This is a genomic window from Blautia ammoniilytica, assembly GCF_025566965.1.
Lineage (GTDB): Bacteria > Bacillota > Clostridia > Lachnospirales > Lachnospiraceae > Blautia_A > Blautia_A ammoniilytica.
Genome location: NZ_JAOQJL010000002.1, coordinates 16,914 through 37,696, shown reverse-complemented (window position 1 = coordinate 37,696; position 20,783 = coordinate 16,914). Strand labels below are relative to the sequence as shown.

Here is a 20,783-nt window from a genome sequence, read left to right as displayed (position 1 = left end):
ATCAGTCCTTCCCTTCTGTAAGATCTGTATTTCTCACTGCCCGGCGTACCGGAAGGATACAAGCAGGAACTACAGACAGGCCATCTACTCCCATTTGTATAAATGTGTGTGTAAGCTTTGTATCTGCAGCTATCTCGCCACAGATGTATACTTTACGTCCATTTTTATGTCCTGCATCCACCACCATCTGGATCATCTTCAATACAGCCGGATGATGATCATTATACTTGTTACGAAGTAAAGGATTCTGCCTGTCCATGGCAAGGGTATACTGGGTCAGATCATTGGTGCCAAGGCTTAAGAAATCCACTCTTTTAGCCAATTCTTCACTAATCATTACTGCAGCAGGTGTCTCGATCATAATAGCCTTTGGAATCTCCTGGTATGGCTGTCTTTTTTCGTCCAACTCTGCTCTTACTTCAGCAAGAATCTGCTCTATAGCATCCATCTCCTCCATGGAATCGATCATTGGATACATCAGTGCCAGACGGCCATACGCGGAAGCACGGTAAATAGCACGCAGCTGAACCTTAAACATTTCCCTTCTGTCAAGGCAGAGACGAATTCCCCGATTCCCCATGATAGGATTGATTTCCTCGGGGATCTTCAAGTATTTCGCCTGTTTATCAGCTCCCAGGTCTACTGTACGGATCACTGCCCTTTTCTTGCCCATCGTCTGGGCTACTCTTTTGTAAGCAGCAAATAATTCCTCTTCGCTGGGATAATTCTCTCTTCCCAGATACTGAAATTCACTTCGTAAAAGACCAATACCGGCCGCCTCATAATAAAGCACACTGTTTAGGTCATCTAAATTGCCAATATTGGCATAGATCGGCACTATACGTCCATCTACTGTTTCGTCCTTCTGATGCCTTAGTTTCAGAAGGTCTTCCCGTTCTTCTATATCTGCGATCCTGCGGATCTCATATTCTTTCAAAAATTCTCCGTCCGGTTGGATATACAATGTACCTGTATATCCATCGACAATGGCATTTGATCCATTCCACTCTTCTTTGGGAGAAATCCCCACCAGAGAAGGGACTGCCATGGTGCGGGCCAAGATCGCAGCGTGGGATACCTGCGATCCCTGCTGGGTCACAACCGCAAGCAGCTGTCCCTTATCCATTTCCATGATCTCTGTTGGGGAAAGGCTGTCTGATACAAGGATCACCGGTTCCTTTCCCAGATCGATCCTGGGAAGTACTCCGCCAAGAACTGTGATCAGATGGTCAGCATTTTGACGGACACATCGGATCTGCTCCTTCACAGCTGGATCTTCCAGACTGGCGAAGGTGGCTGACAATTCCTCTTTTGTAGTCATCACAGCATAAACTGCACTGACTTTTTCCGCTTTTATCATACTTTCCACTGCTTTTTCAAAGCTTCCCATGGAAAGTACGCTGATCTGATGCTGAAGATCTTCTTTTTGTTCTTCCTGATCTGCCATCTTAAGCTGATGTTGCAGGTCTTTTAAAACCTGGTCTTTTGCCTGTTCAAATCTGGTCAATTCATACTTTACATTATTGATCAGATACTGGCTTAGCTGATACTCTGCCCGGTCATAATAAAAGATCTTCCCAATGGCGATCCCTGCAAATGTAGACATGCCTTTATAAATTTCCATAATAAAATGATCCCCTTAATCGCAGGCTGCTTTAAACTCCGTCCAATTCTTATTGTACTGCTCGTCAGCCTCTGCGCTTACATTCTGAATAATCTCGCCCTTTGTTACATCCTCCGGTACTACCAGGTTAGGATCTACGAACTCATCTGCTGCTTTATTGGTGCAGTAGTAACCGATATAGTCAAAGCACTTAGCAGATACTTCCGGCTGCAGGATATAGTTTACAAACTGATAAGCTGCATCCTTGTCCGGTGCTTCACTTGGAATAAACATACCCATAATACCAAATCCAAGACCCTCTTTCGGATATACTACCTTCAGATCCGGATTTTCTGCAAGTACAGAAGTAACCTGTGAAGTATAAAGGAATGCTACGGATGCTTCCCCATTAAGAAGTGCATCCTGGGTATTATCATCCTGGATCATACGTACATTGGGAGCCAGTTCCAGAAGTTTCTTTCCGGTTTCTTTAATAGAATCCACATCCTCTTCATTCATGCTCTTTCCAAGTGCAAGGTTTGTGATACCATTGATAACCCTGTAGTTGGCTGTCAAGGCAATACTGTCTTCCAGGGACGGATCCCAAAGGTCATTATAGCCTTCAATGTCAATGTCCACTTCGTCCGGATCATACACGATCAGCGGAATACCTGCACCATAAGGTACGGTATACTCATCTGTAGGATCGTAGAACTGTCCCTGATACAGAGAATTGATATTTTCAAAATTAGAAAGCTTATCTTTATCAAGTTTTTCAGCAAGGCCTTCCTGGACCACTTTTTCCAGAATATAGTCATCTGCGATCACCACATCATAGTCTCCGCCCTTTGCCATGGAAACCTTCTCCAGCATGGTCTCGTCTGTATCAAAGTTGGAATATGTGATCTTAATCCCTGTCTCACTTTCAAAATCATCCAGTACTTCCTGTGGAAACATGCCCTGCCAGGTATAAAGCACAAGCTCGGAATCATCTGCATAAGCAGGAGTAACAGATGCTGCAACAGATGCTGCACATAAAACAGCTGCAAAAATCTTTTTTTTCATAATAGTTTCTCCTCTTCTACTTATTTATAATCACCGAAGCCTTTTATCTCCGGTAACTACCATGTTGTACCGGCCTACTCGGCCTTGATCTTTGTCCAAAGCTCTGCATACTTTTGTTTGATCTTTGGCTTCTGGTAACGGAAGATCTCATTATCTGGATTATCAATATCCGGAATATAAGAAGAAATCCCTTCATATGTACCCTGGATCATTTCGTCATATGCACTCTTTACAGAAGAAGTATAACCTACTTCCTCAGTATTGGAAAGAGCAGATTCATCATCCAGCATAAAATTAATAAACTGATGTGCCAGCTCTACCTCATTACAGTCTTTGGTGATCACCATTGCATCATACCACAGGTTGGTACCCTGATCCGGTGTAAAATAATCCAGTTCCGGATTTTCACTGATAATATACGAAGCATCGCCAGAATATACCACAGCCAAAGCTTTATTTCCCGAAATCATATTGTCGATCACATCATCGCCTGCATAGATTGGTTCCATGGTATTTCTCTGATCGATCAGCCACTGGAATGCCTCCTGGATCTGTGCATCCTCTGTTGTGTTCATGGAATAACCAAGCGCTTTCAGTGCAATCATAAAGGAATCCCTTTCTGAATCATACATATACAGGTTTCCTTTATATTTCGGATTCCGAAGCAGTTCCCAGCCTTCTTTCAAATCTTCCTGGGACACTACATTTTTATTATAAAGAATTCCTACCGTTCCCCAGAAATAAGGACAGGAATACCGGTTTCCCGGATCATAACTTCTGTTCTTGACTTCTGTCAGAAGGTTTTTCCCATTTGGGATCAGATCCCAGTCAAGATACTGAAGGTACTCCTCCTTGATCAGACGTTCGATCATATAGTCCGAAGGAATCAGCACATCATAAGACTCACCGCCAGAAAGCTTGGTATACATCATCTCATTGGATTCAAAGGTTTCGTATACCACTGTACAGTTATACTCTTTTTCAAATTCCTGAAGCAGCTCCAGATCCATGTACTCTCCAGCATTATATACCTTCAGTACATGAGTTCCTCCTGCCGTCTGTCCCATACGGATCAATCCGGCAAAAAGAGCCAATGCAACCAGCACAGTGACCAGCCGTACAACCTTCCTGCTGCGCTTTCCCTGAAACTTTTCCAGCAATTTAGGAATATGTCTTCCCCCAATCAGTACCACTGCAATCACTGCGATCACAATGGCAGACAAGGCATTAATCGTAGGATTGATCCTCTTTGTCATATTATATACAACAATAGAAATATTTTTCACACCATTTCCGGACACAAAATACGAAATCACAAAATCATCAAAGGACATGGTAAATGCAAGAAGCACACCTGCAAAAATCCCATCCTTTATCATCGGAACGATTACCTTAATAAGTGCCTGTGCCGGCGTTGCCCCCAGATCCATAGCCGCATTGGCCAGATTTGGGTCAAGGCTTCTGACTTTGGGATATACGCTGGTGATCACGTAGGGAGTACAAAAGGCAATGTGTGCCAGCAGCATGGTCAGATAACCCTTCCGAAAGCCAAGGGACGAAAACAAAAGCATCAGTCCGATAGCTGTTACAATATCCGGATTCAGAATCGGCAGATTATTAATATTTAAAAGCAGTTCTTTTACCACTTTCCTTGACTTTGAAAGCCCAATGGCTGTGATCGTACCAAGAACGGTAGAGATCACAGTGGCCAAAATGGCAATGGTCAGAGAAACATATACCGCCTTTATCACTTCCCCATTGTGTAAAAGTTCACCATACCATCTAAGAGAAAATCCTGTAAACTTTGTCAGTGATTTTGATGAATTAAAGGAAAAAATCATAGTGACGAGAATAGGAAGGTAAAAGAAGATCAGGCATAATGCAATGTAAAATCTTGAAAATATTCCGTTTTTTCTTTTCATCTGTCCCCTCCTATTCATCCTGTTTATCCATACGCTTCATCAGTCCCATAAATATCAGGATGATCACAGCAAGGATCAGAGAAATCGCACTTCCGAAATTCCAGTCCCCTACAGAGATAAACTGGGATTCGATCAGATTACCGATCAGCATATACTGTCCTCCTCCAAGAAGCTTTGGGATAACGAAAGAGGAAATAGCCAGAAGAAATACCATCATGATCCCATTTACCACGCCTGGAAGGGAAAGCTTCCAGATCACTTTCCAAAAAGTCTGAATCTTATTGGCGCCCAGATCATAAGCAGCCTCGATCAGGGATTTATCCATTTTGGTCAAAGATGTATGAATAGGAATGATCATAAATGGCATAAAGTTACATACCAGGCCTATCATAACGGAAAAATCCGTGTACATCATAGACACCGGCCCAAGCCCTATCATAGAAAGCAGATGATTGATGATCCCGTTGTCGGAAAGCAGATTCATCCATGCATAGGTGCGGAGAAGCATATTGATCCACATAGGAATGGTTACAAGAAGGATCAGCATACTCTGTACTTTTTCCGGGAATTTTGAAATCATATAAGCCAGTGGATATCCCAGCACCAGGCAAATAACTGTAGTTAATAAACCAAGCCAGAAGGATTTCAGGATTACATTCAGGTATGTTGCTTCCAGGAATTTTGCAAAGTTTCCCCAGGTAAAAGTAACAGTAAGGACTTCATTTCCTTCTTTTGTGACAGCGTACAGGGCAATCAGAAAAAGCGGTATCAGCAAAATGACCACTGCCCAGATAAAATACGGTATGATCAATCTTTTAAACTGTTTCATCAGTATGCCCCCATCCTGTACATGACATGAATATCCTCAGGACCGAATTTCAGCCCTACTTCCCGTCCTGCTTCTGCGTAATCAGTTGTCTGCACCTTGTAGATCCTATTCTCAGTTTCTACCAGAATCTCATAATGTACACCTTTAAATGTAATATTTTTCACTACTCCTGTGATCTTTGCATCCTGTGGTTCCACAATATCCAGATCCTCCGGGCGAAGGACTACTTCGATCTCTTCATTGTCTTCAAACCCTTTATCTACACACTCAAACTGGAATCCATCAAATTCCACCAGATAATCACGGATCATAATTCCTTCAATAATGTTTGATTCACCAATAAAGCCTGCAACGAAACGGTTTTCCGGCTCATTGTAAATATCTGTAGGAGAGCCGATCTGCTGGATCTCTCCATTATTCATAACTACCACTGTATCTGACATAGAAAGAGCCTCTTCCTGATCATGGGTGACATAGATAAAAGTAATCCCTACTTCCTGCTGGATCTTTTTCAGCTCGATCTGCATCTGCTTGCGGATCTTCGCATCAAGAGCACCTAAGGGCTCATCCAGAAGCAGCACCTTAGGTTCATTTACCAGTGCCCTGGCAATAGCCACCCTTTGCTGCTGACCGCCGGACAGAAGGGTTACATCCCTTTTTTCAAATCCTTCCAAACCTACCATTTTCAGCATTTTGCCTACTTTCTGATCGATCACGGATTTTTCCACCTTTTTCAGGTTTAATCCAAAGGCTATATTTTCAGCTACATTGAGATGGGGAAACAGGGCATACTTCTGGAAAACTGTATTTACCTCCCTTTTGTAGGGCGGAAGCTTGGAAATCTCAATTCCGTCAAACAGTACTTCCCCGCCGCTTGGCTCCTCAAACCCTGCTATGATACGCAAAGTGGTTGTTTTTCCACACCCGCTGGGTCCTAAAAGGGTGAGAAACTCATTTTCATAAATATCCAGGTTGATGCCTCGCAGTACCTGCTGGTCATCAAAATTTTTCGTAAGATTCTTAAGCTGGATCAGTTTGTTCATACTCTTTTCTCCTCAGTAAATGTAAATACTTGGTTCCATAGCAGGAATTCCTGCTGAAAAAAATCTTTACCGGTTCTTTTTCCTGCGTATGCTGCGGATCAGGCTGTACAGAAGCAGCACGATCACAGTAAAAGCAAGCATAATGGTACAAAGGGCATTTACCTCCGGTGTAACCCCTGTTTTTATCTGGGTATACACCTTGATAGGCAAAGTAGACAGCTTAGGACCATTAATAAAAATACTGATAACTACATCATCCATGGACATGGCAAATGCAAGCAAAGATCCGGATACAACTGCAGGCATGATCAAAGGCAGTGTAATATCAAAGAATGCACGCATGGAGGATGCTCCCAGATCCCTGGCAGCCTCTTCAAGGGACGGATCCATCCCCACAAGCCTTGCTTTCACCTCCATTAGTATATAAGGCACGCAAAATACAGTATGGCCGATCAGAAGGGTAAGCATGCCAAATGGCAGGTTCAGCATGTAAAAGAATGCCATCAGGACCATACCAAGAATGATCTCAGGGATCATAAGCGGCAAAATGGAAATGTATTCCAGAATGCCTTTGGACTTCAGATGCAGCCTGGACAGCCCTACAGCCCCAAATGTACCTATCAATGCAGATACAAAACAGCTGGCCGCGCCAAGGATCAGGCTGTTCACCAGCGCCTGAAGCATGGCACTGTCCCCCATCAGTTCCTGATACCACTTCAGGGAGAATCCGGTAAATCTTACCGGAAGCTTTGCCTCATTAAATGAAAAAACGATCACTACCCCAATAGGCAGATACATCAGCAAAAATATAATAACAAGATAAAGATTTGCAAATTTTGAATTCTTTTTCATCCTACTCCCTCCAAATCCTTTGCATTTGTAAGCTTTCGGTATAACCAGATCATCAAAGTTGTAAGAATCATCATGACTACTGCCAGTGTTGCTGCAAACGGCCAGTTATTCCCTCTTGTCATCTGATCCTGGATCAGGCTTCCTACAAGCACGATCTTATTTCCACCCAAAATGTCTGCTATAAAGAACAGTCCCATGGACGGCACGAAAGTAAGGATCACACCGGATAACAGGCCTGGCAGGGTAAGCCTCCAGGTGATCGTCCAGAATGCTTTGATCCTTCCTGCGCCCAGATCTCTGGCTGCCTCTACCAATGACCAATCCATCTTTTCTGCACTGGAATACACAGACAGGATCATAAAAGGAAGAAGCACGTATACCATACCTACTACAATGGCCGGATAGCTGTACAGCAGCTTTAATGACTTATCAATGATCCCCAGCTTTTTCAGTACAAAATTCAGAATTCCTTTTTTCTGAAGGATAATGATCCATCCGTACAGACGGATCAAAGAATTCACCCAGAAAGGAAGCATCAGGATCAGCATGGCCTTTTTCTTTTTTCCTGCAGGCAGCTTTGCCATAAAATAACCAAAGGGATAGCCTACCAGTCCAATGATCAGAGTACTTGTCACAGCCAGCTTAAAAGACTGTACAAAGGTATTCAGATATACCGGTTCCAGGATCTTTTTATAATTATCAAGGGTAAATATCCATTCTACCCCATGTACGGCTCCAGGTGTAGCAAAGCTTAGCGCAACCATATAGATCAAGGGACATGCTACAAACAGGATGGTAAAAATATATAATGGCAGGATCATGCCTACAGAGTGGCTTTTCACCTTGTGTTTCTTTTTCTCAGTATTATAATTGCTCATCCTGATCCTCCCTGTCTACGATCACTCCGTCTCCAGGTTCAAAGCTCCAGCCAACCTTCTGACCGATCTTAACATTTGCATCAATCCCGTATCTGCTGGCTGTTATCTCACTGCCATCCGGCAATTCCAAAAGCATACGCAGCTGACCGCCAGCAAAAGACTTTTCTTTCACAGTAGCTGTCAGGCTTCCTGTACCGCTTTCATCCACATGAATACTTTCGCTGCGAAGTGCAAATGTAACCTTTTCGCCTTTTTCCAGGGATATGCCTTCTGCTGCCACCAGCAGTTTCTGTTCTCCTGTAAGAAGAACCGCCTGTGTTCCTTCCATTCCCTGGCAAATCCCTTCTAGGATATTGGCGTTTCCTACAAAATCTGCTACATAACTGGTTTTGGGATGATTATAGATCTGATCCGGTGTACCGATCTGCTCAAAGTGTCCTTCACGCATCACAGCGATCCGGTCAGACATGTTAATAGCCTCTTCCTGGTCATGGGTAATATAGATAAACGTTATACCCAGCTTTTTCTGAAGACGCTTCAGTTCTGTCTGCATAGCCCGACGAAGCTTCAGATCCAATGCCCCTAAAGGCTCATCCAAAAGCAGTACCTGGGGATTATTGATCAGCGCCCTGGCGATTGCCACCCTTTGTCTCTGCCCGCCGGAAAGCTGATCCGGTTTTCGTTTTTCAAATCCTGAAAGCTGTACCAGCTCCAGCATTTCTGATACTCGTTTCTTTATTTCCTGCTTTGGTACTTTTTTCAGTTTCAGTCCATAGCCTACATTATCTGCTACAGTCATGTGAGGAAATAGGGCATAGTTCTGGAAAATGGTGTTTACACCTCTCTGGTTTGGTTCCAGGTCTGTAACATCTTTGCCATCCAGATATACATTTCCGCTATCCGGCGCTTCCAGCCCTGCTATGATCCTTAATGTGGTAGTCTTTCCACATCCAGATGCTCCAAGCAGTGTGATAAACTCACCTTTTTCAATGGAAAGGCTGATCCCTCTTAACACATCTTCGTCCTTACCGAAGCTTTTGGTAATATTTTTTAATTCCAGAGAATAAACTGACATGTAACTCTTCCTTTCTCATATAGTAAGCTGTCCATCTTTGCAGACAAGTCTTTTTAGACAAAAAAAGATACGGCACCTGCTGCCAGTTATGAAACAGCTATGGTATCCGTATACTTTCTGCATCTATATTTAATTGTATGCCAAGCGAGAGCAGGTCCGTCCTGCTCCATCCAGTCTGCACGTACGCCAGTGCTTCTAAGGCATGTATCAATTGCAGATTCCAGGGTACGCAAAAAAGCCGCTGCTTTTGCTGCGGTTCTCTCGTCATAATAAAAAGCATATCCTGCTGCGTACTGATTCATCTCTTTTATCACCTTTCATTGCGGCGTAACTGCTCATGTGTAACCTGTGCCTTTTGTTCTTAACCGGCACATGCTGCGTAATTTTCATAAAACTATCACAGTTTTATCTTTTTGGGAATATGTTTTATAAAAAAATCCTGCATCGTCATCATCGACGCAGGATCTTCCTATAAGCTGGAAATGAGACTCGAACTCACGACCCCTTCATTACGAGTGAAGTGCTCTACCGACTGAGCTATTCCAGCATGTTGTTCTTAGAACTCTTGTAATTACTGGGATTCCAGTAAATATGCTGTGTTCCAGCATACTATAACTTTCATCCCAAACTGTTGTTTAGTTTAAATGCTTTTGTCTTGTTTGTCAAGTTGTTTTTTTATTATAAGGAAGCGGACAGAAATAATTTTGATGTCAAAGCACCGAAATCCTGATTACGCGGAATGTTCCAAGCTTTGTTCCGTGCTTTGCACACACAGTTGACTTTTTTCTTTATTCTCAATATAATCCAATTACAGAATATCATGCATATTGTTTAACAATACCATGAAATATTCACCACCAAATTAATCAAACAACGAGGTACCTTATGAAAAAGAAATCATCAATACCCCACGCTTCTAAAAAGAAACTGTCCAAATGGGTCAAGATCCCTCTTGGCATCCTGGCTGCGATCCTGGTCATTCTTCTGGCTTATGTGATCTACCTTTACGCAGCCTACCACAGGATCCCTGACAACCAGGAACTGGCTGTTGAAGCCCCAACAGAACAGGCACACACAGCATCTCTGACCACAGGCCAGACCTATTCTGCCCTTACCTACAATGTTGGCTTTGGAGCTTATTCCCCTGACTTCAGCTTTTTTATGGATGGTGGTAAGTCCTCCTGGGCTAAAAGCAAAGAAAATGTCCAGTCAAACATCAACGGTGCCGGAAATTTTGCTGCATCCCAAAATCCTGACTTTATCCTCTTCCAGGAAGTAGATCTTAATTCTACAAGAAGCTATCATGTAAACCAATATGATATCCTGAAAGACACATTTGCTGATTATTATTCCGTGTTCGCCCAGAATTATGATTCACCCTTTCTTTTTTACCCGCTGACTCAGCCCCATGGCAAAAGCCGATCCGGTATCACCCTGTTTTCCAGATACCCGGTGACTTCCTCTTTAAGAAGAAGCTTTCCCATTGCTACAACCTTTAAGAAATTTTTTGATCTTGACAGGTGCTACAGCATTTCCAGGGTTCCGGTAGACAATGACAAGGAACTGGTGGTCTTCAACCTGCACATGTCTGCCTATGGAAACGACGACCAGATCCGTCAGGGACAGATCCGGATGCTGTGCCAGGACATGGAAAAAGAATATCAGGCCGGCAATTATGTACTATGCGGCGGGGATTTCAATCATGACCTGAAAGCCTCAGAGGACGATACAAGTGAGCACCATTCCTGGGCCTACCCTTTCCCAAGAAAAGAACTGCCGGAGCATTTTACCTTTGGTATGGATCTTTTATCTCAGCAGGAAAAAGCTGACCTGTGGAACACTTCCAGAAACACGGACATTCCATACGACCCGGATGCCAGCTATACAGTTACTCTGGATGGGTTTATTTTCTCAGATAATATCACCATGGGCTCTTATGAGGATCTGAATACAGGCTATTCCTATTCTGACCATGATCCTGTTTATATGGAATTTTCACTAAATTAATTTTCCGGTTTTAACAGCAACACACCCGCTATTGTAAGGATCAAAAGTGAAAACCAGAAAAATCTTCTTCCCCATTTAAGAAACCCTGCTGTAGATTCCTGCTCCTTTTGGATATGCATTTAAAAATATATATTCACATTATAGCTTCCGGCTATCGTAAAACAGCATCAGAAAAAAAGGCATTACAATTACAAAACCTGTAACTGTAATGCCTTCTGTATTTTAACTTATAAATCCCTTATGATAATTTTTTCTTTATTGCTGTTGTCTTCTTTGCAGCCGTAGTCTTTGTTGCAGTTTTCTTTACCGCAGTTTTCTTTACCGCAGTTTTCTTTACAGCTGCCTTCTTTGCTTGAGTTGCTTTCACAGGCTTCTTTTCTTCTTCAGGCGTGCAGGTCATGATCACTACACCAAGGGCTGGAAGGGTAAGCTTGATAGAATAATCCCTTTCATCACATTCCTCTTTTTTGGCACGTTTCATCCTAGGATTTGTTTTGCCCTCTCCACCGTATTTCTTGTCATCACTGTTAAAGATCTCTTTATATTTTCCGGCAAAGGGAACACCTGTCTGATAATCCTTATATGGGATTCCTGCAAAATTGCATACAGCCAGCAATGTTTCCTCCGGCTTGTCAGTTTTGCGAATAAAGGTGATCACATTCTCATCATATTTCATCAGCTGGATCCACTCAAATCCATCATAATCATTGTCCATACGATACAGAGCAGGATGCTGTGTATAAACCTGATTCAGATCCCTGACGCATGCCTGAAGTGCAGATGACATATCCGGATCCGGAGCATTCATCTTGCATCCCGGATGAAGCATCATGTAAGCATATGCCTCTCGGACCTGTGCTTCCTTCTCCTGGTCAGACCCTGGCAAACGGTTCTTAAAGTCCTCCAGATCTCCCACATCCCGCAGGCCAAGAGTAAGGATATAATGCTCAGAATATGCATAAACACTGGAAAGGGTCAGCTGATCATGACAGTTCTTCCTGCCTACCGGCGGTACAGCCAGATAATACAGGAAATCCCTTGTCCATCCACCGCTCCATTTATAATCAAATCCAAGATGGTCATTCTCCACACTGTCCGTCAGCTCAGGCCATAATCCGTCCTCCTGGGCAATAAGCAGCACACCCGGATTTCTCTTTCTTGTAATAGAATTCAGATGCTTCAGAAACTCAATTGCAGCCAGGTTCTCATTAGAACCATACATATTCGGCTGCCACTCTCCTGCCTTCCGGCCAAAATCCAGATACAGCATAGCGTCCACATCGTCCAGGCGAAGCCCATCCACATGATAAACTTCCATCCAGAAGCATGCATTGGAGATCAGGAAATCCTTCACCATAGGGCTTTCGTAATTGTAAAGCAGCGTGCCCCATATAGGATGGACTGCTGCAGCAGGATCCTTTAATTCGTAAAGAGGTGTGCCATCAAAATTCTCCAGTCCGCCCTCATATCTGGGGAACTGGGCAGGAGTCCAGTCCAGGATCACACCAATGCCTTTCTGATGCAAAGCATCCACCAGCTTCTGGAAATCCTCAGGAGTGCCAAACCTGGAAGTAGGTGCAAAATAGGAAGAGGTTGAATACCCGTCTGTCTGATCCTCCATATATTCCATAACCGGATGAAGTTCTACATGGGTATAGCCAAGATCTGATACAAAATCCACCAGCTCTCCAGCTGTTTTCCATTTGGTCAGGCTTGTCTCATAAATAGAAACCGGCTGATCACGATCTGCATATTTCTTTCTGTCTGCCATCCATGCCTGATCATTCCATACAAAATCATCTACTTTTGCTACCACTGATCCGCAGGCTCTTGGCTGTTCTGCCCTGTTGGCATATGGATCTGCCTTCAAATGTGTCCCTTTACCCTTTACCAGAATCTCATATTTATAGATATCTCCTGGCTGAACTCCTGGAACAAACAATTCAAAAATACCAGACATGGGCATCCTGTGCATAGGAAGCCTGCGGCCATCCCAGTGATTAAAATCTCCTACTACGCTGACACGCACAGCATTAGGTGCCCATACCGCAAAGCTGGTGCCCTCTATGCCATCCTTTATCACCGAATGCGCTCCTAATTTCTCATAAGCATTGTAATATACGCCTGCTACAAAAGCCTTTTCGTCCTCTTCTGTAAGCATTCCTGGAAAAGCATACGCATCATAGAAAACTTCTGTTTTTCCCTCTGTCTTTACACGGAACTGATAAGCAGGGATCTTCCGTCCTAGGATCATTGCAGCAAAATATCCTGCCTCATCCTCTTGTTCCATAGGATATTCTTTATTTCCAACAAGAACGGCGGCTTCCTCTGCCCCCGGGAAAAAGCCCTGGATAAGTATTCCATCCGGTGTAAGTCTTGGACTCATCACATCCTTTGGGGATGCCTCCTCTGCATATACAATCGCCTCGATCCTGGGCCAGTCCATATAACTATATGCTTTCTCGTTCATATTTTTCGCTCCTTCGCTGTATTCTTTTCTGTGTATTATTCTACAGGGATATCTCCCTGCACGAAAATCTGTTTCTGTACATAATTTTACCATCTTTATCACTAAAAATAAAGGAAGAAAAAAGAAGGAATTTATTTGACAAAAAAACACCTCTGGGATACACTGTTTACAGCTTGTAACTGTTCAGTACCCTTGTGGGATACTTTCTATTGAGCAGTTACTACAGTTTCCCAAATGGCTGAAACTGACTATTTTGAACTTAGGAGGTCCTTTATGGAAAACAGACTTTATGATGTAACATCTTTAGGAGAGCTGCTGATCGATTTCACAGAAAACGGCATCAGCCCCCAGGGGAATCCTCTTCTGGAAGCCAACCCAGGTGGTGCTCCCTGTAATGTACTTGCCATGCTGGAACGCCTTGGCAAGAAAACAGCCTTCATTGGAAAAGTAGGAAAAGACATGTTTGGTGACCAGCTTCGCAAGGCCGTGGAAGAAGTTGGCATTAATACTGATAATCTTATAACCGATGAAGAAGTACATACCACACTGGCATTTGTTCACACCTATCCGGATGGAGACAGGGATTTCTCTTTTTACCGTAATCCAGGTGCAGACATGATGTTGAAAAAAGAGGAGATTTCCAGTGATCTGATCGCAAACTCCCGTATTTTTCATTTTGGCACCCTTTCCTCCACTCATGAAGGTGTAAGGGAAGCCACACGATATGCCATCGATCTTGCAAAAAAAGCTGGCTGTATCATTTCTTTTGACCCTAACCTGCGTCCACCTCTGTGGAAATCCCTGGATGATGCAAAGCGTGAGATCGAGTATGGTCTGACCAAGTGCGATGTGCTGAAGATTTCTGATAATGAAGTTGAATTTCTTTTTGGCACTACCGATTATGACAAAGGTGCAGCCCTGATCCGTGAGAAATACAATATTCCTCTTGTATGTATCACCCTTGGCAAGGAAGGCAGCCGTGTTTATTACAAAGACCTTCGTGTAGAAGTGGCTCCTTTCCTTCAGGAGAACACCATTGAGACTACAGGTGCCGGAGATACTTTCTGTGCAAGTATGCTGAATTACGTGCTGGATCATGGACTTACAGACCTTACAGAAGAGAATCTTACGGAAATGCTTACCTTTGCCAACGGAGCAGCATCTCTCATTACCACCAAAAAAGGAGCTTTAAGAGTGATGCCCAGCCGTGAAGAAGTGCTGGAATTTATTGCTTCATCAGGCCGTTAAGCTTTTAAATTCCAATTATAGCCGTCAAAAGGGCGCGTGAAAATGGTATCTCATTTTCACACGCCCTTATTTTAAATCCTGTCCTGATATTCATCAAATAAAATATTCAATGGTTTTTTCAGGTGTAAGCTCTGTTTCTGAATTAAAAAGAAGAACTGCCTCCCTGTCAGCTTTCGGACCCAGTGCATAGGTAGAACATCCCTGACAATTAAAGTACTTTGCTGGTACCAAACGGTTATATTCACAGGGATGATCATCCACCATCAGGATATCATCCTCTTCATATGTATTTTCATCCTCATAATAAGGATCAAACATATAGATCAGACCGTCTTTTTCTCCTGTAAGAAGTACGTAATGCTCCACTTCATAAAACAAACGCAATACTACTACCCCTCCTCTGTGAAGGGCATCATTGATCCTGCTCTCCGGTCCGATATAAACACAGCTGCCGGAAAGGTATCTGGTACGGATGGAAAGATTCCCGATCCGTCCGAACTGGCAGATCCAATTGCTTAAAAAAAGCATAGCCATCCTAGAGGTACCGCTTTTCCCAGGTTCACCTCCTTCTCCATAACAATCCAGACAATACAGCATAATATTTCTTGCGATTTCCGGCGGAATATCCTCTCTGTCAAAAAGACAGCTGATGGCATTCATCATTGTGGTTGGCCCGCAATCATATTCAGTCATTTGATAACGAAGAGGTGTTTTCATAACTCTGTTTCCCTTTCTGACACAAGGGCAGCTACCAGTGCAGCACCCGTCTTAAGATCTTTCTCATACGTATATTCCAAAGTGGAATGACACTGGTACATGCCACAGGAAATCACAATCCCCGAAATTCCGTGTAAAGCAAAATTATTATTGTCGCTGCCGCCAAAGGTTTCGGTCAATGTGCACGGCAGAGACAGCCTTTCGCAGGCTCTTTCAAACCGTTTCACAACCGGCGCTTCTCTGTCAGTTTCATAAGCATGAAGGTTTACTTCATGCTCCATAGAAAAGCTTCCTCCCTTTTCCCTGACTGCTTTTTCAAAGGAAGCCCTTATCTTTTCCAACAATTCCAAGGCTTTTTGATGGCTGTAACTGCGGATCTCCCCTTTACAGGTACATTCCTCAGGCACAATATTCACAAGCTTTCCACCTGCTACTGTACCAATGTTAAAAGTGGTATCATCTCCAACATGTCCCATAGGAAGACCAGCGATCACCTGGCTCATGATCTGAATGGCATGTATTCCTTTTTCTGGATTAAAACCTGCATGTGCTGCTTTTCCCTTTACTGTAACAGAAAAAGAAATAAGGGAAGGGGCACGCAGGGCTGCTGATCCAGGGGCACCACTTAAATCCAGCACATAAGCCTCTTTTGCCCTTAACTTTGTAAAATCAAGCTGATCGGTTCCCTTAATGAATACCTCTTCAGCAATAGGAAAAACCACCTCTATATCCCTGTGAGGAATCTGTTTTTCCTTAAGGATCCGCACAGCTTCCAGGATCTCCACAAGTCCGCATACATCATCTGCCCCCAGAATGGTGTCTCCGGAAGAAGTGATCTTGCCATTCTCATGAAATACAGCATGCTTTCCAAGTCCTGGTTCCACAGTATCCATGTGCGCACAAAAGAGAATCGCCCCACCAGGCAGACTCCCCTTTAAAAATCCATATAAATTCCCGGTACTGCTTCCATAAGCAGTACCGGCCTGATCCTCCTGTACTTCAAACCCAAGCTGCAGCAGCTTTTCTTTCAGTACATCTGCGATTTTTCTTTCCCGGTAGCTGACTGCATCAATCTGAGTGAGTTCAATAAATTCATCTACTATCCGGGATCTGCATTCTTTTGTATTCATGGATTATTTTACAACCCTTACTTTTGAAACACCTTCAATACTTTCCAGTGCTTCCAGTGATTCCTGGGAAGCTGCACTTTCCAGATCGATGAGAGTGTATGCATACTCACCTTTGCTCTTATTGGTCATATCTGCAATATTCAATCCTTCACTTCCAAGGATCTTAGTTACCTGACTGATCATATTTGGGATATTTTTATGGGTAATCGCAATTCTGCCAACTGCCACACAGGTGCCCATATCACAATTGGGGAAGTTCACAGAGTTTTTGATGTTTCCGTTTTCAAGGAAATCACGCACTTCCTTCACTGCCATCACTGCACAGTTCTCCTCGGACTCCTCTGTGGAAGCTCCCAGGTGAGGAGTAACCAGGATGCCTTCGTGGCCTGCTACTGTATGATTTGCAAAGTCTGTCACATATTTCTTTACTTTTCCACTGTCAAGAGCTGCGATCAGTGCATCCTCATCTACTAACAGGTCTCTTGCAAAGTTCAGGATTACAACTCCGTCTTTCATCTTTGCAAGTGCTTCCTGGTTGATCATTCTGGTAGTTGCATCCAGAAGTGGAACATGAATGGTAATATAATCACACTGGCTGTAGATCTCATCCAGTGTTTTGCTGTGATGAATGGTTCTGGACAGATTCCAAGCTGCATCAATAGACAGATAAGGATCATATCCATAAACCTCCATGCCAAGACCTGTGGCTGCATTTGCAACCATGCTGCCAATCGCTCCAAGTCCTATGATACCCAGCTTTTTGCCCATGATCTCACAGCCTGCAAACTGTTTTTTCTGCTTCTCAGCCAGCTTATCAATATCTTCTTTATCTTTTTCCTTCTGAACCCACTCAATACCGCCTACAATGTCACGGGATGCAAGCAGCATACCTGCCAGAACCAGTTCTTTTACACCGTTTGCATTGGCGCCTGGTGTATTGAAAACAACGATTCCTTTTTCTGCACATTCCTTTACCGGGATATTATTAACTCCGGCTCCGGCTCTTGCGATCACGGAAACTGTGGAAGGAAGCTGCATATCATGCATTTTGGCACTGCGGACCAGAATTGCATTGCAGTCCTCCATTGTATCGGATTTACGGTAATTCTCATCAAAAATATCCAGACCTTTACTGGCAATCGGATTCAAACAATGAAACTGATACATTATTTATTTTCCTCCTCAAACTTCTTCATGAACGCAACCAGAGCCTCTACCCCAGCCTTAGGCATTGCATTATAAATGCTGGCACGCATACCGCCTACGGTTCTGTGGCCTTTTAAGTTTACCAGGCCTGCGGCTGTAGCCTCTTTTACAAATTTTGCATCCATTTCCTTATCTCCGGTAACAAAAGGAACATTCATAAGGGAACGGTCCTCTGGCACAACTGTGCCTTTAAACAGAGAACTGCTGTCAAGGAAGTCATAAAGGATCTTTGCTTTTTCCTCGTTACGTCTCTTCATTTCCTCAAGTCCGCCCATGGATTTCAACCATTTGAATACTTTTCCGCATACATAAATGCAGTAAGCATTAGGAGTATTATATAAAGAGCCTGCGTCTGCATGTGTTTTGTATGTAAGCATGGTAGGTGTTCCCGGAAGTACATCCTCTGAGATCAGATCCTCACGGATGATCACGATCACCATGCCTGCAGGTCCGATATTTTTCTGTACACCACCATAGATCAGTCCGTATTTGCTTACATCTACCGGCTCTGACAAGAAGCAGGAGGAAACATCTGCCACCAGTGTTTTCCCTTTTGTATTTGGAAGCTTTTTGTATTTTGTTCCATAGATGGTATTGTTTTCGCAAATATATACATAATCTGCATCCGGGCTGATAGGAAGATCACTGCAATCCGGGATGTAGGAAAAGGTTTTATCCTCGGAAGATGCAATCTTATTGGCCTTTCCATATTTCTGTGCTTCCTGATATGCTTTTTTAGCCCACTGTCCTGTAACAATATAATCTGCTACTTTGTTTTTCATCAGGTTCATAGGAATCATGGCAAACTGCTGGGAAGCACCTCCCTGAAGAAACAGCACCTTATAATTATCAGGAATATTCATCAAATCCCGTAAGTCTTTTTCTGCTGTATCAATGATCTCCTGAAAGGCAGCACTCCTGTGACTCATTTCCATAACGGACATGCCGGTTCCATTATAGTCTAACATCTCATCAGCAACTTCTTTCAGAACCTCTTCCGGAAGAACTGCCGGACCAGCTGAAAAATTAAATACTCTGCTCATTTTCTTTCATATCCTCCTCGTCAAATACATCATCCAGACTTGCACCTGCGGGAACCATTGGATATACACTTAAATTCTGGTCGATCCAGCAGTCAAGAACCACTGTTCCCTTGCTGGAAAGAGCTTCTTTAAGTGCCGGTTCCACTTCTTCTGTTCTGGTAACCCTGATTGCCTTTGCCCCCATTGCTTCTGAAAGCTTTACGAAATCCACCGCATCATCCAGAATAGTCTGGGAATATCTTTGTCCATAAAACAGTGTCTGCCACTGGCGCACCATTCCAAGAACATGGTTATTTAACACAATCTGTACCAGTGGCTTTTTGCACCGTACAGCTGTGGCAATCTCATTCATATTCATGCGGAAGCATCCATCTCCCGCAATATTCACAACAGTTTTATCCGGACATCCCATACGGGCACCAATGGCTGCCCCAAGACCATAGCCCATAGTCCCAAGGCCTCCGGATGTAAGGAATGTCCTTGGCTCTTTAAATTTGAAATATTGTGCTGCCCACATCTGATGCTGTCCAACATCAGTAGAAATAATTGCATCTCCACCAGTCAGCTCATAAAGCTTCTGAATCACATAAGGGCCTGTCAGCTGGGTATGATCATAATTCAGCGGATACTTTTCTTTCATTTCCATGATATGTGCCACCCACTGGGAATGATCCATTTTTTCCTGCTTTTCAAGGATCTGCTTAAGAACCATTTTCAGGTCTCCTGTTACACAGGCATCCACCTGAACATTCTTGTTGATCTCTGCTGCATCAATATCGATCTGAAGGATCTTTGCATTTGGTGCAAAGGTCTGTGTATTTCCGGTTACACGATCACTGAATCTTGTGCCAAGAGCAATCAAAAGATCGCATTCACACATAGCATAATTGGATGTTTTGGTACCATGCATTCCAACTGGTCCTGTGTAAAGATCGTCCTCGCCTGAAAAAGCACCCTTTCCCATCAGACTATCGCATACAGGTGCCTGGATCCTGTGGGCAAGCTCTCTTACTTCCTGCCATGCATCAGAGATCACAGCACCGCCGCCAACAAAGAGAAATGGCTTCTTAGACTGGCTGATCATCTGAACGGCCTGCTCTACATCCTCTTTACGAATGGTATCTGTCACTGGTTCCGGTTTTGTAATCTTATGCTGGATATATTCGCAGGATGCTGCTGTTACATCCTTTGGAACGTCCACAAGGACAGGTCCCGGACGCCCGCTGCCTGCAATCACAAAAGCTTTACGGATGGTATCCGCAAGTTTTGTCACATCTTTGACAATGTAGCTGTGTTTTGTTACCGGCATAACAATCCCGGCTATATCCACCTCCTGGAAAGAATCCTTTCCAAGGAGGGCTGTCCCTACGTTGCATGTAATGGCTACCACCGGCACAGAATCCATCTGCGCAGTTGCAATACCTGTCACAAGATTGGTAGCTCCTGGTCCGGATGTAGCCAGGCATACACCTACCTTGCCGGTAGCACGGGCATAACCATCTGCTGCATGGGACGCTCCCTGCTCATGGGAGGTAAGTACGTGTCTGATCTTATGGCTATATTTGTACAAGGCGTCATATACATTCAGGATGGCTCCGCCCGGATAACCGAACACAGTGTCCACACCCTGTTCCAAAAGACATTCTATAATGATCTCAGCACCTGTAAGCTGCATGTTTGTTCCTCCTGCTGCCT

Annotated in this window: 17 protein-coding genes and 1 tRNA gene; 2 read left to right on the top strand and 16 right to left on the bottom strand. The window is 43.6% G+C overall.

The features are described 5' to 3' along the window. Nucleotide 1 precedes the first annotated feature (1 nt). The 10 genes from ptsP to OCV61_RS01175 form a co-directional block, all read right to left on the bottom strand. A complete protein-coding gene (gene ptsP, locus OCV61_RS01220) occupies nucleotides 2–1,624 on the bottom strand; it encodes a phosphoenolpyruvate--protein phosphotransferase (protein WP_158420255.1) in 1,623 nt (540 codons plus the stop codon). A gap of 15 nt (nucleotides 1,625–1,639) precedes the next feature. After that, nucleotides 1,640–2,668, bottom strand: a complete 1,029-nt coding sequence (locus OCV61_RS01215; protein WP_158420254.1) for an ABC transporter substrate-binding protein — start codon at nucleotides 2,666–2,668, stop codon at nucleotides 1,640–1,642. Between the two features lie 74 nt (nucleotides 2,669–2,742). Beyond that, a complete protein-coding gene (locus tag OCV61_RS01210) occupies nucleotides 2,743–4,590 on the bottom strand; it encodes an extracellular solute-binding protein (RefSeq protein WP_158420253.1) in 1,848 nt (615 codons plus the stop codon). A 10-nt stretch (nucleotides 4,591–4,600) separates the two neighbouring features. Further along, entirely contained in the window at nucleotides 4,601–5,419 is an 819-nt protein-coding gene (locus OCV61_RS01205; protein WP_158420252.1) for an ABC transporter permease, read from the bottom strand. Next, complete coding sequence (potA, locus tag OCV61_RS01200; RefSeq protein WP_158420251.1) at nucleotides 5,419–6,462, bottom strand: spermidine/putrescine ABC transporter ATP-binding protein; 1,044 nt, start codon at nucleotides 6,460–6,462, stop codon at nucleotides 5,419–5,421. Before potA ends, OCV61_RS01205 begins: the two co-directional genes overlap by 1 nt. Nucleotides 6,463–6,528: 66 nt before the next feature. Then, nucleotides 6,529–7,314 (bottom strand): ABC transporter permease, encoded by a 786-nt coding sequence (locus OCV61_RS01195; RefSeq protein WP_158420250.1) that lies wholly within the window; start codon nucleotides 7,312–7,314, stop codon nucleotides 6,529–6,531. Next, entirely contained in the window at nucleotides 7,311–8,192 is an 882-nt protein-coding gene (locus OCV61_RS01190; RefSeq protein WP_173726665.1) for an ABC transporter permease, read from the bottom strand. The genes OCV61_RS01195 and OCV61_RS01190 overlap by 4 nt, the downstream gene beginning before the upstream one ends. Beyond that, nucleotides 8,179–9,267, bottom strand: coding sequence for an ABC transporter ATP-binding protein (locus OCV61_RS01185; RefSeq protein WP_158420249.1), 1,089 nt, complete (start codon nucleotides 9,265–9,267; stop codon nucleotides 8,179–8,181). Before OCV61_RS01185 ends, OCV61_RS01190 begins: the two co-directional genes overlap by 14 nt. 86 nt (nucleotides 9,268–9,353) lie before the next feature. Then, entirely contained in the window at nucleotides 9,354–9,569 is a 216-nt protein-coding gene (locus OCV61_RS01180; RefSeq protein ID WP_158420248.1) for a hypothetical protein, read from the bottom strand. A 172-nt stretch (nucleotides 9,570–9,741) separates the two neighbouring features. Next, a tRNA-Thr gene (locus OCV61_RS01175) sits at nucleotides 9,742–9,814 on the bottom strand. A gap of 338 nt (nucleotides 9,815–10,152) precedes the next feature. Here OCV61_RS01175 and OCV61_RS01170 point away from each other — a divergent pair. Beyond that, a complete protein-coding gene (locus OCV61_RS01170) occupies nucleotides 10,153–11,274 on the top strand; it encodes an endonuclease/exonuclease/phosphatase family protein (protein WP_158420247.1) in 1,122 nt (373 codons plus the stop codon). Nucleotides 11,275–11,512: 238 nt separating this feature from the next. Here OCV61_RS01170 and glgB read toward each other — a convergent pair whose 3' ends face one another. Then, nucleotides 11,513–13,744 carry a 1,4-alpha-glucan branching enzyme gene (glgB, locus tag OCV61_RS01165; RefSeq protein ID WP_158420246.1) on the bottom strand — a complete coding sequence of 744 codons (2,232 nt, stop codon included), beginning with the start codon at nucleotides 13,742–13,744 and terminating at the stop codon, nucleotides 11,513–11,515. 273 nt (nucleotides 13,745–14,017) lie between these two features. Here glgB and OCV61_RS01160 point away from each other — a divergent pair, with 273 nt between their 5' ends. Then, nucleotides 14,018–14,992, top strand: a complete 975-nt coding sequence (locus tag OCV61_RS01160; RefSeq protein ID WP_158420245.1) for a carbohydrate kinase family protein — start codon at nucleotides 14,018–14,020, stop codon at nucleotides 14,990–14,992. Between the two features lie 93 nt (nucleotides 14,993–15,085). Here the strand turns inward: OCV61_RS01160 and OCV61_RS01155 are convergent, their stop codons facing one another. Genes OCV61_RS01155 through ilvB form a run of 5 tightly spaced genes read right to left on the bottom strand, consistent with a single transcriptional unit; the run spans nucleotide 15,086 to nucleotide 20,763 of the window. Beyond that, on the bottom strand, nucleotides 15,086–15,709 hold the full coding sequence (locus tag OCV61_RS01155; protein ID WP_158420244.1) for a peptidase C39: 624 nt from the start codon (nucleotides 15,707–15,709) through the stop codon (nucleotides 15,086–15,088). After that, the gene (locus OCV61_RS01150; protein ID WP_158420243.1) at nucleotides 15,706–16,839 is read right to left on the bottom strand and encodes a M20/M25/M40 family metallo-hydrolase; all 1,134 of its coding nucleotides are present in this window, start codon (nucleotides 16,837–16,839) and stop codon (nucleotides 15,706–15,708) included. The genes OCV61_RS01155 and OCV61_RS01150 overlap by 4 nt, the downstream gene beginning before the upstream one ends. A 3-nt stretch (nucleotides 16,840–16,842) precedes the next feature. Continuing rightward, a complete protein-coding gene (locus OCV61_RS01145) occupies nucleotides 16,843–18,006 on the bottom strand; it encodes a phosphoglycerate dehydrogenase (RefSeq protein ID WP_158420242.1) in 1,164 nt (387 codons plus the stop codon). Continuing rightward, complete coding sequence (gene serC, locus OCV61_RS01140) at nucleotides 18,006–19,088, bottom strand: 3-phosphoserine/phosphohydroxythreonine transaminase (RefSeq protein ID WP_158420241.1); 1,083 nt, start codon at nucleotides 19,086–19,088, stop codon at nucleotides 18,006–18,008. Before serC ends, OCV61_RS01145 begins: the two co-directional genes overlap by 1 nt. Beyond that, a complete protein-coding gene (gene ilvB / locus OCV61_RS01135; protein WP_158420240.1) occupies nucleotides 19,072–20,763 on the bottom strand; it encodes a biosynthetic-type acetolactate synthase large subunit in 1,692 nt (563 codons plus the stop codon). Before ilvB ends, serC begins: the two co-directional genes overlap by 17 nt. Between the last annotated feature and the right edge of the window lie 20 nt (nucleotides 20,764–20,783).